At 63.6% G+C, this 16,177-nt stretch carries 20 protein-coding genes and 1 pseudogene; 17 read left to right on the plus strand and 4 right to left on the minus strand.

Going from position 1 to position 16,177, the window contains the following annotated elements:
* The first annotated feature begins 34 nt into the window (after positions 1–34).
* The 13 genes from pyrG to RUGAMON1_RS25855 all read left to right on the plus strand — a co-directional run bounded on the left by pyrG (position 35) and on the right by RUGAMON1_RS25855 (position 9,707).
* On the plus strand, positions 35–1,723 hold the full coding sequence (pyrG, locus tag RUGAMON1_RS25795) for a CTP synthase (protein WP_445233211.1): 1,689 nt from the start codon (positions 35–37) through the stop codon (positions 1,721–1,723).
* Complete coding sequence (gene kdsA / locus RUGAMON1_RS25800; protein WP_445233212.1) at positions 1,720–2,574, plus strand: 3-deoxy-8-phosphooctulonate synthase; 855 nt, start codon at positions 1,720–1,722, stop codon at positions 2,572–2,574. The genes pyrG and kdsA overlap by 4 nt, the downstream gene beginning before the upstream one ends.
* Before the next feature lie 129 nt (positions 2,575–2,703).
* Positions 2,704–3,987, plus strand: a complete 1,284-nt coding sequence (eno, locus tag RUGAMON1_RS25805; RefSeq protein WP_445233213.1) for a phosphopyruvate hydratase — start codon at positions 2,704–2,706, stop codon at positions 3,985–3,987.
* Between the two features lie 43 nt (positions 3,988–4,030).
* Positions 4,031–4,351 carry a cell division protein FtsB gene (gene ftsB, locus RUGAMON1_RS25810; RefSeq protein WP_445233214.1) on the plus strand — a complete coding sequence of 107 codons (321 nt, stop codon included), beginning with the start codon at positions 4,031–4,033 and terminating at the stop codon, positions 4,349–4,351.
* Positions 4,352–4,358: 7 nt separating this feature from the next.
* Positions 4,359–5,156 (plus strand): transporter substrate-binding domain-containing protein, encoded by a 798-nt coding sequence (locus RUGAMON1_RS25815; protein ID WP_445233215.1) that lies wholly within the window; start codon positions 4,359–4,361, stop codon positions 5,154–5,156.
* A gap of 4 nt (positions 5,157–5,160) precedes the next feature.
* On the plus strand, positions 5,161–5,556 hold the full coding sequence (locus RUGAMON1_RS25820; RefSeq protein WP_445233216.1) for a VOC family protein: 396 nt from the start codon (positions 5,161–5,163) through the stop codon (positions 5,554–5,556).
* A 1-nt stretch (position 5,557) separates the two neighbouring features.
* On the plus strand, positions 5,558–5,941 hold the full coding sequence (locus RUGAMON1_RS25825) for a VOC family protein (RefSeq protein ID WP_445233217.1): 384 nt from the start codon (positions 5,558–5,560) through the stop codon (positions 5,939–5,941).
* A gap of 61 nt (positions 5,942–6,002) precedes the next feature.
* Positions 6,003–6,917, plus strand: coding sequence for a L,D-transpeptidase family protein (locus RUGAMON1_RS25830; RefSeq protein WP_445233218.1), 915 nt, complete (start codon positions 6,003–6,005; stop codon positions 6,915–6,917).
* 78 nt (positions 6,918–6,995) lie between these two features.
* Positions 6,996–7,307, plus strand: a complete 312-nt coding sequence (locus RUGAMON1_RS25835; protein WP_445233219.1) for a DUF4124 domain-containing protein — start codon at positions 6,996–6,998, stop codon at positions 7,305–7,307.
* Between the two features lie 53 nt (positions 7,308–7,360).
* Positions 7,361–7,750, plus strand: coding sequence for a VOC family protein (locus tag RUGAMON1_RS25840; RefSeq protein WP_445233220.1), 390 nt, complete (start codon positions 7,361–7,363; stop codon positions 7,748–7,750).
* A gap of 93 nt (positions 7,751–7,843) precedes the next feature.
* Positions 7,844–8,536: an aspartate/glutamate racemase family protein gene (locus RUGAMON1_RS25845; protein WP_445233221.1), complete on the plus strand. Its 693-nt coding sequence runs from the start codon at positions 7,844–7,846 to the stop codon at positions 8,534–8,536.
* Positions 8,537–8,551: 15 nt separating this feature from the next.
* Positions 8,552–9,172, plus strand: a complete 621-nt coding sequence (locus RUGAMON1_RS25850; RefSeq protein ID WP_445233222.1) for a glutathione S-transferase family protein — start codon at positions 8,552–8,554, stop codon at positions 9,170–9,172.
* 4 nt (positions 9,173–9,176) lie between these two features.
* A complete protein-coding gene (locus RUGAMON1_RS25855) occupies positions 9,177–9,707 on the plus strand; it encodes a gamma carbonic anhydrase family protein (RefSeq protein ID WP_445233327.1) in 531 nt (176 codons plus the stop codon).
* Here RUGAMON1_RS25855 and RUGAMON1_RS25860 read toward each other — a convergent pair.
* Both RUGAMON1_RS25860 and RUGAMON1_RS25865 read right to left on the minus strand, forming a co-directional pair.
* Positions 9,692–10,177 carry a hypothetical protein gene (locus RUGAMON1_RS25860; RefSeq protein WP_445233223.1) on the minus strand — a complete coding sequence of 162 codons (486 nt, stop codon included), beginning with the start codon at positions 10,175–10,177 and terminating at the stop codon, positions 9,692–9,694. The genes RUGAMON1_RS25855 and RUGAMON1_RS25860 overlap by 16 nt on opposite strands.
* A gap of 18 nt (positions 10,178–10,195) precedes the next feature.
* Positions 10,196–11,272, minus strand: a complete 1,077-nt coding sequence (locus RUGAMON1_RS25865; RefSeq protein ID WP_445233224.1) for an extracellular catalytic domain type 2 short-chain-length polyhydroxyalkanoate depolymerase — start codon at positions 11,270–11,272, stop codon at positions 10,196–10,198.
* A gap of 176 nt (positions 11,273–11,448) precedes the next feature.
* Between RUGAMON1_RS25865 and RUGAMON1_RS25870 the strand changes: the two genes are divergently transcribed.
* Positions 11,449–12,201: a DUF4440 domain-containing protein gene (locus RUGAMON1_RS25870; RefSeq protein WP_445233225.1), complete on the plus strand. Its 753-nt coding sequence runs from the start codon at positions 11,449–11,451 to the stop codon at positions 12,199–12,201.
* 3 nt (positions 12,202–12,204) lie between these two features.
* On the opposite strand, the gene RUGAMON1_RS25875 is transcribed toward RUGAMON1_RS25870, so the two are convergent.
* A complete protein-coding gene (locus RUGAMON1_RS25875; protein WP_445233226.1) occupies positions 12,205–12,462 on the minus strand; it encodes a Txe/YoeB family addiction module toxin in 258 nt (85 codons plus the stop codon).
* Positions 12,463–12,469: 7 nt separating this feature from the next.
* A complete protein-coding gene (locus RUGAMON1_RS25880) occupies positions 12,470–12,736 on the minus strand; it encodes a type II toxin-antitoxin system Phd/YefM family antitoxin (protein WP_445233227.1) in 267 nt (88 codons plus the stop codon).
* 150 nt (positions 12,737–12,886) lie between these two features.
* Here RUGAMON1_RS25880 and mtoX point away from each other — a divergent pair, with 150 nt between their 5' ends.
* The 3 genes and pseudogenes from mtoX to RUGAMON1_RS25895 all read left to right on the plus strand — a co-directional run.
* Positions 12,887–14,173: a methanethiol oxidase gene (gene mtoX, locus RUGAMON1_RS25885; RefSeq protein ID WP_445233228.1), complete on the plus strand. Its 1,287-nt coding sequence runs from the start codon at positions 12,887–12,889 to the stop codon at positions 14,171–14,173.
* The gene (locus RUGAMON1_RS32810) at positions 14,154–14,897 is read left to right on the plus strand and encodes an SCO family protein (protein WP_510167299.1); all 744 of its coding nucleotides are present in this window, start codon (positions 14,154–14,156) and stop codon (positions 14,895–14,897) included. Before mtoX ends, RUGAMON1_RS32810 begins: the two co-directional genes overlap by 20 nt.
* Positions 14,897–16,159, plus strand: a pseudogene (locus RUGAMON1_RS25895) (NAD(P)/FAD-dependent oxidoreductase); the annotation flags it as partial. The gene RUGAMON1_RS32810 and the pseudogene RUGAMON1_RS25895, both read left to right, overlap by 1 nt.
* Positions 16,160–16,177 lie beyond the last annotated feature (18 nt).

Genomic DNA, 16,177 nt, shown 5'->3' on the forward strand with positions numbered 1-16,177 from the left:
AATTTCCCGCACGTGCCGTTCGGCACCATCTGCAATGACCAAATTTGTCTTCGTCACCGGCGGCGTCGTGTCTTCCCTTGGTAAAGGGATTGCCGCCGCCTCTCTCGCCGCGATCCTCGAATCGCGCGGCCTCAAAGTCACCATGCTCAAGCTCGACCCGTATATCAACGTCGATCCTGGCACGATGAGCCCTATGCAGCACGGTGAAGTATTCGTCACCGACGACGGGGCCGAAACCGACCTCGACCTCGGCCACTACGAGCGCTTCATCTCCACCCGCATGAAAAAGGTGAACAACTTCACCACCGGCCAGATCTACGAATCGGTGATCCGCAAGGAACGCCGCGGCGAGTACCTGGGCAAGACGGTGCAGGTGATCCCGCACATCACCAACGAAATCCAGGACTACATCCGTCGCGGCGCCGAAGGCTACGACGTGGCCCTGTGCGAAATCGGCGGTACCGTGGGCGACATCGAATCGCTGCCGTTCCTGGAAGCCGCGCGTCAGCTGAGCCTGCGCGCTGGCCGCAAGAACACCGCCTTCGTCCACCTGACGCTGGTGCCGTTCATCGCCTCCGCCGGCGAACTGAAGACCAAGCCGACCCAGCACTCGGTGCAGAAGCTGCGCGAAATCGGCATCTCGCCGAACGCGCTGCTGTGCCGCGCCGACCGTCCCATCCCGGACGACGAACGCGCCAAGATCTCGCTGTTCTCGAACATCGAAGAGCAGGCCGTCATTTCCGTGTGGGACGTCGACACCATCTACAAAGTGCCGCAGATGCTGCACGACCAGGGCCTGGACGCGATCATCTGCGAAGCGCTGGACCTGAACCCGGCCCCGGCCGACCTGTCGGTCTGGAGCCGTTTGATCTACACGCTGGAACATCCGAAGACCGAAGTGTCGATCGGCATGGTCGGCAAGTATGTGGAACTGACCGAGTCGTACAAGTCGCTGACCGAAGCGCTGCGCCACGCCGGCATCCACAACGAATCCAAGGTCAACATCGAGTACATCGACTCGGAAGAGATCGAGACCACCGGCTGCGCCGCGCTGGGCAAGTACGACGCCATCCTGGTACCGGGCGGCTTCGGCAAGCGCGGCGTGGAAGGCAAGATCATGGCCGCCCAGTTCGCCCGTGAAAACAAGATCCCTTACCTGGGCATCTGCCTCGGCATGCAGGTGGCGCTGATCGAATACGCCCGCCACAAGGCCGGCCTGACCACCGCCAACTCGACCGAGTTCGACCTGGAAACCTCGCAGCCCGTGGTCGCCCTGATCGACGAATGGCAAGGCCAGGACGGCAAGGTCGAGAAACGCGACGAGAATTCCGACATGGGCGGCACCATGCGCCTGGGCGCGCAAACCTGCGCCATCAAGCCGGGCACGCTGGCGTCGGAAATCTACGGCGCGGTGGTCACCGAGCGTCACCGTCACCGCTACGAAGCCAACAACCACTACCTGCCGCGCGTCGAAGCTGCCGGCCTGGTGGTCGCGGCCCGTACCCCGACCGAAGACCTGTGCGAAATCATGGAACTGCCGCGTACCGGCGAAAACGCCCACCCGTGGTACATGGGCGTGCAGTACCACCCGGAATTCAAATCGACCCCGCGTGACGGCCATCCGCTGTTCACGTCCTACATCAAGGCAGCACTGGCCCACAAGGCCGCCGGCGGCGCCCGCCTGCACGCTGTCACCGATGCCCTGCAAGGAGATGCAGCATGAAACTGTGCGGATTTGACGTTGGCCTCGACCAGCCGTTCTTCCTGATCGCCGGCACCTGCGTGATCGAATCGCGCCAGATGGCGTTCGACACCGCCGGCGCGCTGAAGGAAATGACGGCCGCGCTGGGCATCCCGTTCATTTACAAGTCCTCGTTCGACAAGGCCAATCGTTCCTCCGGTACCTCGTACCGCGGTCCGGGCCGCGACAAGGGCCTGGAGATCCTGGGCGACGTCAAGCGCGAGCTGGGCGTGCCGGTGCTGACCGACGTGCACTCGATCGACGAAATCGCCGAAGTCGCTTCGGTGGTCGACGTGCTGCAAACCCCGGCCTTCCTCTGCCGCCAGACCGACTTCATCGTCGCCTGCGCCGAGTCCGGCCTGCCGGTCAACATCAAGAAGGGCCAGTTCCTCGCCCCGCACGACATGAAGAACGTCATCGACAAAGCCCGCCTGGCCGCCAAGGCCAAGGGCCTGAACGAAGACAACTTCATGGCCTGCGAGCGCGGCGCTTCCTTCGGCTACAACAACCTGGTCTCGGACATGCGTTCGCTGGCCATCATGCGCGAATCGAACTGCCCTGTGGTGTTCGATGCGACCCACTCGGTGCAGCTGCCGGGCGGTAACGGTACTTCTTCGGGCGGCATGCGCGAAATGGTGCCGGTGCTGTCGCGCGCTGCGGTGGCGGTCGGCGTGGCCGGCGTCTTCATGGAAACCCATCCCAACCCTGCAGAAGCCCTGTCGGACGGCCCGAACGCCGTGCCGCTGGGTCGCATGAAGGAGTTGCTGTCGACTCTGATCGAGCTGGACCGCATCACCAAGAAAGCTGGCTTCCTGGAAAACAGCTTCAACTAATGCAACATACCTGGCGTACGAGTTTTCGTATGATCGGCTCGCCTACGCCGGGTACAATTCCCGTTATTTCGTCCGCAACGCGCATCAGAACGCGTAGCGACTTCGCATCGCCTAACTTTGGAGAATGACATGAGTGCTATTGTTGACATCATCGGACGTGAAATCATTGACTCGCGCGGCAATCCTACCGTCGAGTGCGACGTGCTGCTGGAATCGGGCGTCATGGGCCGCGCCGCCGTACCGTCGGGTGCATCGACCGGTTCGCGCGAAGCGATCGAACTGCGCGACGGCGATCCGAAGCGCTATTTCGGCAAGGGCGTGCTGCAAGCCTGCGAAAACATCAACACCGAAATCTCGGAAGCCATCATGGGCCTGGACGCCAATGAGCAAGCCTTCCTGGACCGCACCCTGATCGACCTGGACGGCACCGAGAACAAGGCACGCCTGGGCGCCAACGCCATGCTGGCCGTGTCGATGGCGGTGGCCAAGGCCGCCGCTGAAGAAGCCGGCCTGCCGCTGTACCGCTACTTCGGCGGTTCGGGCGCGATGCAACTGCCGGTGCCGATGATGAACGTCATCAACGGCGGCGCGCACGCCGACAACAACCTGGACATCCAGGAATTCATGATCATTCCGGTCGGCGCTCCGTCGTTCAAGGAAGCGGTCCGCTACGGCGCCGAAGTGTTCCACACGCTGAAAAAGATCCTGCACAAGAAGGGTCTGAGCACCTCGGTGGGCGACGAAGGCGGTTTCGCGCCATCGCTGGCCAACCATGAAGAAGCGATCAAGCTGATCATCCAGGCGATCGAAGAAGCCGGCTACGAGCCGGGCACCCAGATCGCCATCGGCCTGGACTGCGCGGCTTCCGAGTTCTACAAGGACGGCAAGTACGAGCTGGAAGGCGAAGGCCTGAGCCTGACCTCCACCGAGTTCACCAACCTGCTGGCGACCTGGTGCGACAAGTACCCGATCATCTCGATCGAAGACGCGATGCACGAAGGCGACTGGGACGGCTGGGCGATCCTGACCAAGGAACTGGGCAAGAAAATCCAGCTGGTGGGCGACGACCTGTACGTCACCAACACCAAGATCCTGAAAGAAGGCATCCAGAAGGGCATCGCCAACTCGATCCTGATCAAGATCAACCAGATCGGCACCCTGACCGAAACCTTCGCCGCCATCGAAATGGCCAAGCGCGCCGGCTACACCGCCGTGATCTCGCACCGTTCGGGCGAAACCGAAGATTCGACCATCGCCGATATCGCCGTTGGCATGAACGCCCTGCAGATCAAGACCGGCTCGATGTCGCGTTCGGACCGCATGGCCAAGTACAACCAGCTGCTGCGTATCGAAGAAGATCTGGGCGATATCGCTTCCTACCCGGGCCGCGACGCGTTCTATAATCTGAAGTAATTAAGCAAGCGCGGCCGGACAACCTCCGGCCGCTGTCGATTCCATGCGTCTGATCACCCTCGCACTGGCAGCCCTGCTGCTGTTGATACAGTACCCGCTCTGGCTGGGGAAGGGGGGCTGGCTGCGTGTGAAGGACTTCGAGGCCCAGGTCGACAGCGCCCACAAGAAAAACACGGAACTGATCGCCCGCAACGCCAAGCTCGACTCCGAAGTGCGCGACCTCAAGGACGGCACCGGCGCAGTGGAGGAGCGTGCTCGCTACGAGCTCAGCATGATCAAGCAAAACGAAATCTTCATCCAGATCGTCGGCAAAGGCCAGGCCGCAGCGCCGCCGCCGCTGGCGCCCAAACCTCCCGAAAACTGAGTCATCCATGACGATCCGTGCTGGCATATTGCTGATGTTGGCCACGCTTGTCCCCCTTGCGCACGGCGCAGGCGTCTGCACGCCGCTGCGGGTCGGCTATATGGACCAGAACCGTCCGCCGTACTGGATGGGCGAGGGCGAGCAAGTGCCTGAACCGCCGGGCGCGGCGGTCGACCTGATCCGCAACGCGGTGATGGGCTCGGGCTTCAATTGCCTGCCGACGCTGGTGCGCCTGCCGGTGGCGCGGCTGCGGGTGGCGCTGGAAGCGGGCGACATCGACATGACGCCGCTCGGTGAACAACCGAGCTACGCGGCCGAGATCGCGCTGCCGCGCGACAAGGACGGCAATGTCGATCGCAACCGCGCGCTGCACAACACGCTGGTGGTGCTGGTGCGCGCCAAGGACAAGATCCCGGCCGCCACCAATCCCAACGACTACTTTCGCGGCAAGGTGCTGGGTTCGGCGCAAGGCCTGGGCTACAACGCCCGCCTGCGCGAATCGGGCCTGACGCTGGACGACGGCGCCCGCGACCTGGAGCGCAACATCGAGAAGCTCAAGCTGGGCCGGGTGGACGGCGTGGTGGTCAACCTGGTCAAGCCCGAGCACCTGGCCGCCACGTTGAAGCGCTATCGCGGCGTGGTGGTGCAGCTGCCGCAGCCGCTGATCAACACGAGGCTGTGGCTGGCCTTCAACGCCAACTACTATCGCGCCCATCGCGAGCAAGTCGAAGCGCTGTGGAGCTGGCTGGACTCGCACCGCGGCCGCCTCGGCGACGTGATGCAAAAATACCGCAAACAGGAGTAGGCCGATGACATCCCCTTTGAACCACCTCAGCGCGATCAGCCTGTTCGTCGAAGACGTGACGGCGGCGAAAGAATTTTATCTGGACGTGTTCGGCGTGCCGGTGGTGTATGAGGATGCGGTCTCGGCCGCGCTCAAGTTCGACAACCTGATCATCAACCTGCTGCATGTAGGCAGCGCGCCGGTGATCATCGAGCCGGGCGTGGTGGCGCCGCGCGCCGCCGGTTCGCGTTTCCAGATCAGTATCTGGGTGCCGGATGTGGATGCGGTCTGCGCGCATCTGCAACAGCGCGGCGTGACCGTGCTGGCCGGCCCCGTCAACCGCCCTTGGGGCATGCGTACCGCTAACTTCGTCGACCCTGCTGGCCACAGCTGGGAAGTCGCACAACAATTGGACTCCTAATATGCTGCATCACATTTCTTTCGGCGTGCGCGACCTCGCGCTCGCCGGCGCCTTCTATGACGCCGCCTTGGGCGCGCTGGGCTTTCGCCGCGTGTTCGAAGACGATGACGCCATCGGCTATGGCCTGGAAGACGACAAGGACCTGTTGTGCCTGAAATTGCGTGACGACGCCACTGCGCCGGGCGCCGGCTTCCACATGGCCTTCGCCGCGCCGAGCCGCGCCGCCGTGGACGCCTTCCATGCCGACGCGCTGCGCATTGGCGGCCAAGACAACGGCGCCCCCGGGCCGCGCCCCGACTACGGCGACCATTACTACGCCGCCTTCCTGGTCGACCCGGACGGTCATCGCATTGAAGCCGTGATCAATAAATCGCCCGTCTTGTGAACCGTTACGACGGGCAGGCTTAAGCTAGAATAGGCGCCCGCATCGTCACACGAGTTCTGGTTTGAGAGTCTTATTTTTTGCAGTAGCGCTGGCGGTGGCCGGCATCGCCAACGCGGCAACCATCGGGCCGCACGCCCAAGGCGATCAGGTGTTGCGGGCGCAGGTGCTGCTGGACCGCGCCCACTTTTCATCCGGCGAAATGGACGGCGCCTACGGCAGCAATATGCGCCAGGCCATACGCGGCTTCCAGAAGCTGCACCAGTTGCCGCTGACCGGCGTGGTCGATGCCGCCACCTGGGCCGAGCTGGAGCGCGACCAGGCGCCGGTGCTCGACACCTACACCATCACCGCGCAGGACGTCGCCGGTCCCTACACGCCGGTCCCGGCCGGCATGATGGCCAAGGCCAAGCTGCCCGCGCTGGGTTACGCCAGCCTGGCCGAGGCGCTGGGCGAGCGCTTCCATTGCAGCCCTGACTTGCTGCGCCGCCTCAATCCCGGCAAGTCGCTGACCCGCGCCGGCACCCAGCTGACGGTGCCCAACGTGGCCGCCGCCAGGCCGCTGCCCAAAGCCAGTTCCATCCTGGTCGATGCGCGCGAAGGCACGCTGACCCTGCTCGACGCCGGCGGCATGCCGTTCGCGCAGTTTCCCGCCAGCACCGGCAGCAAGCACGATCCGCTGCCCGAAGGCCGCTGGCAGGTGCGCGGCGTCGCCATCAATCCCGAATACCGCTACAACCCCAAGCTGTTCTGGGACGCCAAGGCCGGTGACGCCAGGGCTCGCATCGCGGCCGGCCCCAACAATCCAGTGGGGCTGGCGTGGATAGAGCTGAGCAAGGAACACTACGGCATCCACGGCACGCCCGAGCCGGGCAAGATCGGCAAGACCCAGTCGCACGGCTGCATCCGCCTCACCAACTGGGATGTGATGGCGGTGGTGCATTCGATCGTGCGCGGCGCGGTGGTGTTATTGCAATAGTGGTGACATTTCAATAGATTTCCACTTGGAAATTTTTCGTACAATCCGCTGGTCGATTCTTCATGAGAACAATCCTCCATGTCCCGAACGTTACTGACCATCACTTTGCTGTGCGCCTGCGCGAGCGGCCACGCACAAATCTACAAATGGGCCGACGCCCAAGGGCGCATCCACTACACCGACAACAAGGACGATGCCGGCGACGCGCCCATCGCCGAGTTGAAATTGAACGGCGAGCCGACTGTGCTGCCGGCGCCGCCAGCCAACGGTCCGACCTGGCAGCAGCGCGACGCGGAATTCAAGCGCCGCCAGCAATACAAGCTGCTGGCGCCGAACTATCGCCCACGCCAACACGCCGCGCCGCAGCAGGCGTCGATCCGGCAGTCCTGACTACTTCGCGCCTGCCGCCGCCGTGCTGTTTTAGAATGGCGGTGGAGGTGCATATGACAATCCATCTTGATCATTTGTTGGTGCCGGTGCGCGACAAGCTCGCGGCGGCAAAGCAGCTGGCGGAATTGCTGGACGTGCCGTGGTCGCCCACCGGCGTCGGTCCGTTCGCGCCGGTGTTCGTCAACGATGGCCTGACCATCGACTTCGACCAGTGGCCGGAACCCATCCCGCTGCAGCACTACTGCTTCCGCGTGGAGCAGGCCGAGTTCGACGCCATCCTCGGCCGCATCCAGGCCGCCGGCATTCCCTACCGTAGCTCGGTGCGTGCCGATATGGATTACCAGGTCGGCAGCTACAACGGTGGCAGCATCGTTTACTGGAGCGAGCCCGGCGGCCACCAGTGGGAAATCCTGACCGTCAGCTACGCCCGTCCGGAAGCCTGAAGCGCCCGCGTCCGCAGCGCAAAAGCGCAGCGCCGTGTATGCTTGCGTCCAGCGGCAGCGGATCGCACGGCCGGATTTCTGGAAGGAGCGCAGTTGAAAACAATCGGACTGATAGGCGGCATGAGCTGGGAATCGACGGTGCCTTACTACCGTCAGGTCAACCAGACGGTCAAGCAGCATCTGGGCGGGCTGCATTCGGCCAAGGTGGTGCTGTACAGCGTGGACTTCCATGAAGTCGAGCGCTTGCAGCACGCCGGCGACTGGGACGCGGCCGGCGCCTTGCTGGCCGATGCCGCCCGCTCGCTGCGCGCCGCCGGCGCCGATTTCCTGGTGCTGTGCACCAACACCATGCACAAGGTGGCGCACGCCATCGAGGCGGCGGTGGACATTCCGCTGTTCCATATCGCCGACCCCACCGCCACCGAAATCAAGCACGCCGGCTACGGCAAGGTCGGCCTGCTGGGCACCCGCTTCACGATGGAGCAGGCGTTCTACAAGGACCGCCTGCGCGAGCGCCACGGCCTCGACGTGATCGTGCCGGACCAGCACGACCGCGACATCGTCCACCGCGTCATCTACGAAGAGCTGTGCCTGGGCCGCATCGTCGACGCCTCGCGCGACGAGTACCGCCGCATCATCGCCGGCTTGGTGGCGCAGGGCGCGCAGGCTATCATCCTGGGTTGCACCGAAATCTCGCTGCTGGTCGCGCAGGCGGACGCCGACGTGCCGCTGTTCGACACCACCGCCATCCACGCGCGCAAGGCCGCCGAGTGGGCGCTGGCTTAACTTTTGGAGAAAAAGATGAAATTAATCGGCATGCTCGATTCCCCCTATGTCCGCCGCGTGGCGGTGACCTTGCAGTTGATGGGCGTGCGCTTCGAGCACCAGTCGCTGTCGGTGTTCAGCACCTTCGAACAATTCCGCCAGCTCAATCCGGTGGTCAAGGCGCCGACCCTGGTGGCCGACGACGGCACCGTGCTGATGGATTCGACGCTGATCGTGCAATACGCGGAAGCGCTGGCCATGCCGGCCAGCCGTTTGACGCCGTCGATGCCGACCGAGCTGCTGCGCTCGCTGCGCGTGCTGGGCCTGGCGCTGGCCGCCTGCGACAAGGGCGTGCAGCTGGTGTATGAACGCATGGTGCGCCCGACCGTGCATCAGCCGTGGGCCGAACGCGTGACGGTGCAGATGCTGGCGGCGTTCGATGCGCTGGAAGCCGAGTTGCGCGCGCATCCGCTGTCGGTGGCGCAGATGGACCACGCCGGCGTGATGACCGCCGTGACCTGGCACTTCATGCAGCAGATGCTGCCGGAAGTGGTCGATGCGTCGCGCTATCCGCTGCAAGTTGAATTCTCGCGCCAGGCCGAAGCATTGCCTGCCTTCCACGCTGCGCCGCACGGCGACAGCACTTATGTCGCCTGACGCCATGCCAGTATCGAACTATCTGAACACCAGCCCCGTCCTCGGCGAGGACATCTATCTGCACGCCTCGGCGCAAGTGATCGGCGACGTGCGCATCGGCCGCGACAGCTCGGTCTGGTGCAACACCGTGCTGCGCGGCGACGTCAACCGCATCGTCATCGGCGCCTGCAGCAATGTGCAGGATTTCGCCATGGGCCACGTCTCGCACAAGAACGCCGCCAAGCCGGACGGCTCGCCGCTGGTCATCGGCGACTACGTCACCATCGGCCATTCGGTGCTGCTGCACGGCTGCACCATCGGCAACGAGTGCCTGATCGGCATGGGCTCCATCATCATGGACGACGTGGTCGTGCAGGACCGCGTGATGGTCGGCGCCGGCAGCCTGGTCTCGCCCGGCAAGGTGTTGGAGAGCGGCCACCTGTACGTTGGCCGCCCGGCGCAGAAGGTGAGGGCGCTCACCGCCGAGGAGATCGCCTACCTGAAGTACTCGGCCGAGCACTATGTGCGCGTGAAGAACAACTATCTGGCTGGCTGATCCTGTATTTTCTGGCTCATCCAGTAGCCGAAATCAACGTCGATATTCTCCAGCAGCGCCACGAAATTCGTGGTCTGGCTGGTCAGCAGCGCGGCCGATTGCGAGACCAGATTGCCCTGTTTTTCCAGCAGCTTGGACATGGTGTTGGCCTGCTTTAGCTGGCCATAATCCTCGACCAGAATCGCACAACCCTTGTGCCAGTCCTGGTTCTGGTCGTACAGGCGCTGCGCTATGGCCGCCTGCAACTGCGTCCACTCGCTCCAGACGGTGGGATTCCAGAGCTTCGTCACCAGCGCCATGGTCATGGCGCCGTTGTTGACCAGGTGGGTGGCGTCTTTTTGCACCAGTCTTTGCGTGGTCATTGCATGCGCCAGCGGCGCAAACGTGTTGGTAGCCAGCGCCACGGTTTCGGCGACGACGCCTTCTTTTGGCCGGGAATTCGATCCGGTAGAAATGGGAAATTTGCTCATGACATACTCCGTAGTCGCTCAAGCGCAAAGGCGGTCAAGCATGGCGTGGATCGCTTTGATCTGGACGGCATCGCGCGAATAGTAGGGTGAGTTCTCGTCCTTGTTGCTGTAGCCCCACCAATCCCAGCAGCCGTCCGGATTCTGGATCTGGCCGTTGTCCGTACCCTCGGCCTGCGGGTAGAGCACGATGATGTCGTTGCTCTCGGCGATATGGTTGTAGCCGGTCGTGGTGATGTAGCGGTTGCCGTATGGCGGCTGGTTGGCGGTGTCGGCGCGGCCGTTGACGTAGTCGGTGTAGTTGTAGCCTTGCTTGCAGCCGTGCAGGGCGATATGCACGCGCGGTTCCTTCACTTCGCCGGCCAGCACCCTGGACGGGATGTAGGCGTAGCCGAAGTGGCTCATGCTGGCCCACGGCGCATCGTCGCCAAGAAATTCCTTCTGGTCGAAACACAGCAGTTTCCCGGTGAGTTGCTCCGCGGGCTCATTCAATTTGCCGTAGATATGGCGCAGGATGTCGTGCGATTGCATGAAGCCGCCGTTGTTGATGTAGGGCGGCTGATTGAGATCGAGCTCCGAATCTTCCGGATTGTCCGTGATGATGCTGTGGCCTGCGGGCACGTCGTCACGGTAGCTGATATTTTTCTGCTGCACCCCCAGCATTTCGTAGAACTGCCGGGTTCTCTCGACGACGTCGGAGTACACCACGTCGTCCTTGCTGCCGGTGAAGATGTAGAGCCGGTCGTCGGCGAGATTGTCGATGTCGTCGATCAGTCCCGCCTTGGCCGTGTCCTTGGCCATGGCAACCAGTCGTTGTGCGTCGGGACCGGTTTGCGGGATAAGCGGGTTCATGCAGATGTACAGGGAGTTCTCGATGCGGGAATCTTCCGCCGTCACCGGCCCGGCCGGCTGGTAGGTCTCGGCGCAGCGGAACGGCCCGCCGGCGATAATGCCCGCGCCGGCAAAGCTGGCCGAGCGCGCAAGGTGCAGCTGCACCGTCATGAAGGCTCCGGACGACAGGCCGGAGATGGAATTATTCTGTTTCGACGCCTTGTACGATCCGAGTTGAGCAATTTTCCCGTTTGCATTTGCAACCATCGTGAACCTCCTGGTGGGGTTGAGCCTTCGCGTAGAAGCGGTATTCTGCGGGCGCCCCATGGATGGTGGTTGAGCCTTATCAAGATATCCGAAGAATTGATGATGCGAGAGCCGCTGATTGCTTTAATGTTAATGTTTCGCTATGCTGTGTCCTCCATCGAATCAAGGAGCATTCCATGTGGACTCATGTATCAAGCATAGAAACCAGCGCCACGCCGGCGCAGGTGTGGGCGCTGTGGTCGGATGTCGCCGGCTGGAAGCGCTGGAACCCCGGCATCGTTAACATCGAACTGCACGGACCGTTCGCGGAAGGCAGCAGCTTCACGATGCAGGTGCCGGGCGACGACATCTTCACCAGCACCTTGCGGGCGGTGCGCGAGCACCAGGAGTTCACCGACGAGACCGTCGTCGACGGCAATCGCGTGCTGGTCTCCCACCGCATCGAGGCGCTGCCATCGGGCCGGACGCGCATCAGCTACAGCACCGAGATCACCGGACCGCAGGAGGCCGAGTTCGGCCCGATGGTGGTGGGCGACTTCCCCGAGGTATTGAGCGCGTTGAAGCGCCACGTGGAAATCCGCGCAGCCGAAGAGCGCCTGCGGCTGGCCATGCTGGCCTCGGACGTGCAAGAGCTGGACCGGATCCTGGCCGACGACCTGCTGTTCACCAACCACATGGGGCAGGTCATCGACAAGGCGCAGGACCTGGAGCTGCACCGCTCCGGCACGCTGCGCTTGCGCAGCGTTGAAACGGTGGAGCTGCAAGTGCTGGGCAATGCGGCGCTGCCGATGACCTCCATCTGCGTCAAGCTCGACGGCTCATACGGCGGACAGAGCTTCGAAGCCTTGCTGCGCTTCACCCGCATTTGGCGGCAAGCGGAGGACGGCCGGTGGCAACTGGTCGTGGTCCACAGCAGCGTGGTGCTGTAAGTACTAGTAGTGGTAGCGACAAGAAATGATCACCAAGTCCTCTTCCGTGGCTTCGTAGATCAGGCGATTTGTCTCATCTATTCGCCTGGACCATAAACCAGAAAGACTATGCCTTAACGCCTCTGGCTTTCCGATGCCACTGAAGGGGTCTCTCTGCGCGTCTTTAATTAAATCGTTGACGCGTTTGAGTGTCTTCCTGTCTTGCGTTTGCCAATAGATGTAGCTGTTCCAGGCCTCATCGGTAAACTTCACGTTGCGCATATGGCGGCTACTCAGTATCGGGAATATCGATGAGTTGCCGCTGCTGCGCCTGGCCTGCGCGCGCCTGAGCGATGGATTTTGCAAGGTGCGCCGCGTTAGCAGGCGAACTCAACAAATGCACAGTCTCCATGAGGCTGCTGTAATGGTCGAAGGACATGACTACTGCATCTGGCGCATCGCGGCGCGAGATAACGGTGACGTCCGCATCCTCAACCACCTGGTCGATCACAGCGCGCAGATTGCTGCGGGCATCGGAAAAGTTGATGATTCTCATTTGGTTCCCTCGCTTAATTTAGGCAGCACATTACATGTACCGTAAATTGTACAAGTTCAAGTGTACACGAACAAATGCAAAAGTATCTGTTGATTTTTCAATGAGACGATGTCAAATTGAATATATTAATAAATATATACGGAGACCGGAATGAAATTGCTGCCTATCGCCAGTTTGCTCGTTGCCGCATTGTTGGCCGGCCCGGCCGGCGCCGACGAAACCTGCAACTCTCCCTACATGGCCAACCTGATCAAGGGCCAGGAAGACTATGTCCATGTCTGGACGCTGGGCATCAAGGGCATCGGTGACGGCAACGACAAACTGGTCACCATCGACGTCAACCCGGCCTCGCCGCAATACGGCAAGGTGATCAACAAGCTGTCGGTGCCGGGTCGCGGCGACGCCCATCACGTCGGCTTCACCGAAGACCGCAAATACCTGTGGGCCGGGCGCCTGCAGGACAGCAAGATCTTCGTGTTCGACGTCGGCACCGACCCGGCCCATCCCAAGCTGGTGAAGACCATCAATGACGTGGTCGACAAGAGCGGCTTCGTCGGCCCGCACACCTTTTACGCGCTGCCGGGCCGGATGCTGGTCGGCTTCCTGTCGAACCCGCGCGACATGGGCGGCGCCACCGGTATGGCGGTGTACAACAACAAGGGCGACGTGGTGGCCAGCTATCCCAACCCGACCGGCAAGATCGGCGACGTGCAGGGCGATGGCTACGGCTACGACCTGGCGATCAACCCCGCCCGCAACGCCATGCTGACCTCCAGCTTCACCGGCTACAACAACTACCGCACCGACTTGGGCAAGCTGATCAAGGACCCGGCGGCGATGCAAAAATTCGGCAACACCATGGTGCTGTGGGACTTCAAGGCGATGAAGCCGCTGCAGATCTTCAGCACTCCCGGCGCGCCGCTGGAGGTGCGCTGGTCGCAGGCCAGCGGCGACAACTGGGCGATCACCGCCACCGCGCTGACCTCCAAGCTGTGGCTGGTCAAGCCCGACGCCAGCGGCCGCTGGCAGGCGCGCGACGTCGGCGCGATCGGCGACCCGGCCAAGACGCCGCTGCCGGTCGACATGTCGATCACGGCCGACGGCAAAGGCTTGTGGGTCAACACCTTCATGGACGGCAAGACCCGCTTGTTCGACCTGAGTAATCCGGAAGCGCCGCGCCAGGTCTATGAAAAGGTCACCGGCAAGCACGTCAACATGGTCAGCCAGAGCTGGGACGGCAAGCGCCTGTACATCACCACCAGCCTGCTGGAACACTGGGACCTGGACAACGACGACCATTTCATCAAGCTCTACCACTGGGACGGCAAGGAGCTGGTCCAGCAATGGAAGATCGATTTCTACAAGGAGAAACTGGGCCGTCCGCACCACATGAAGTTCAGCGCCAAGCCGGCTCCCAATGTGGCCATGTCGCGCTAACACCTGGCCGCTACTGCCGGTCCTGCTGCTGGTGCTGCTGGTGAGCGGAACCGACATCGCGCCGCCAGCCGGCGCGGCGCAACGGCCGTCGCCCGCGCCGTCGCAGCTGATCGTGCCGGCGGCCGGCAGCTACAGCCTGCCGGTGATCCAGCCGGGTCCGCGCGGCGTGGTTCTCGACAGCGACGGCCGCGACATGCCGCTGGAGCGCTACACCACCGGCCGCGTCACGCTGCTCAATTTCATGTACACCTATTGCAGCGACCCGGTCGGCTGCCCGGCGCTGTTTTCCACTTTGCATGACCTGCGGCTACGCTTGCTGCAGACGCCCGCGCTGGCGCGCCGGGTGCAGTTCGCCAGCATCTCCTTCGATCCGCTCAACGACACGCCGGAAGCCATGCGCAACTACGGCGGCGCGCTGGGGCGTCCCGGCCAGCCGCTGCGCTGGCACTTCCTGACCTCGCGCTCGGTCGAACAGCTACAACCCATCCTCGACGAACTGGGGCAGAGCACCTCGGTCCAGCGCGACAATCAGGGCAAGCCTACGCGGCTGTACTACCACCAGGTCAAGCTGTTCCTGCTCGACCGGCAAGGACGGGTGCGCGAGATCTACAGCCCGGCCTTCCTGCAGCCCGAGCTGATCTACCGCGACATCCAGACCCTGCTGCTGGAGGCCGACGGCGCGCAAGCCCTGGCCCCGGCGGCAGACGGCCGGCAGCGGCGCTAGCGGCCATGGCGACGCTCAAGTCCACGCATGCGGTGGTGATTGTCGGCGGCGGCGCGGCCGGCGTCGCCACGGCGGCCAGCCTGCTGGCGCGCCATCCCGGCCTCGACATCGCCGTGGTCGAACCGGCCGACACCCATTACTACCAGCCCGGCTGGACGCTGGTGGGCGGCGGCGCGATGCGCAGCGCCGCCACGGCGCGGCCGATGGCCAGCACGATGCCGCGCGGGGTGCGCTGGATCAGGGCGGCGGTGGCCGGCTTCGAGCCGCAGCGCAACGCGATCATGCTGGCCGATGGCGACATGCTGGGCTATCGCCAGCTGGTGGTGTGTCCCGGCCTGAAGCTGGACTGGGATGCCATCGCCGGCTTGGCCGACACGCTGGGCCGCAACGGCGTCACCTCGAACTACCTGCATCGGCTGGCGCCCTGCACTTGGCAGATGGTGCGGCAGCTGCGTGGCGGCCGCGCCATCTTCACCCAGCCGGCCATGCCGATCAAATGCGCGGGCGCGCCGCAAAAGGCGATGTACCTGTCGGCCGACCACTGGCGCCGCAGCGGCGTGCTGGGCGATATCGAGATTGAGTTCTGCAGCGCCGCCGCCGCGTTGTTCGGCGTGCCGGACTATGTGCCGGCGTTGATGGAGTATGTCGGCGCCTATGGCATCGACTTGCGCTTCGGCCACGCGCTGGTCGCGGTGGACGGGGAGACCAGAACGGCGACCTTCCGCCGCGCCTTGCCGGACGGCGGCAGCGAAGAGATCCGGCGCGGCTATGATCTGCTGCACGTGGTGCCGCCGCAGACGCCGCCCGATTTCATACGCCGCAGCGAGCTGGCCGACGCCGGCGGCTGGCTGGACGTCGATCCGGCCACGCTGGCGCACCGGCGATGGGACAATATCCACGCGCTGGGCGACGTCATCAACTGCGGCAACGCCAAGACCGTCGCCGCCGCGCGCCGCCAGGCGCCGGTGGTGGCGCACAACGTGCTGGCCGCGCTGGGCGGCGCCCAATGCGGGACGCAAGGCCTGGCCCGCTATGACGGCTACGGCGCCTGCCCGCTGACGGTTGAACGGGGCAAGGTGGTGCTGGCCGAGTTTTGCTATGGCGGCCGCTTGTCGCCCAGCCTGCCCACCTGGCTGATCGACGGCGCCCATCCGTCCCGCTTGGCCTGGCTGCTCAAGCGGCATGTGCTGCCGCCCTTGTACTGGCAGGCGATGCTGAAAGGGCGGGAGTGGCTGGCCAGGCCGCCGACCGACGGCGACTGACGTCGCCAGGCCTGGTAG

Origin of the sequence: Duganella rhizosphaerae, assembly GCF_040364205.1 — a bacterium.
GTDB lineage: Bacteria > Pseudomonadota > Gammaproteobacteria > Burkholderiales > Burkholderiaceae_D > Rugamonas > Rugamonas rhizosphaerae.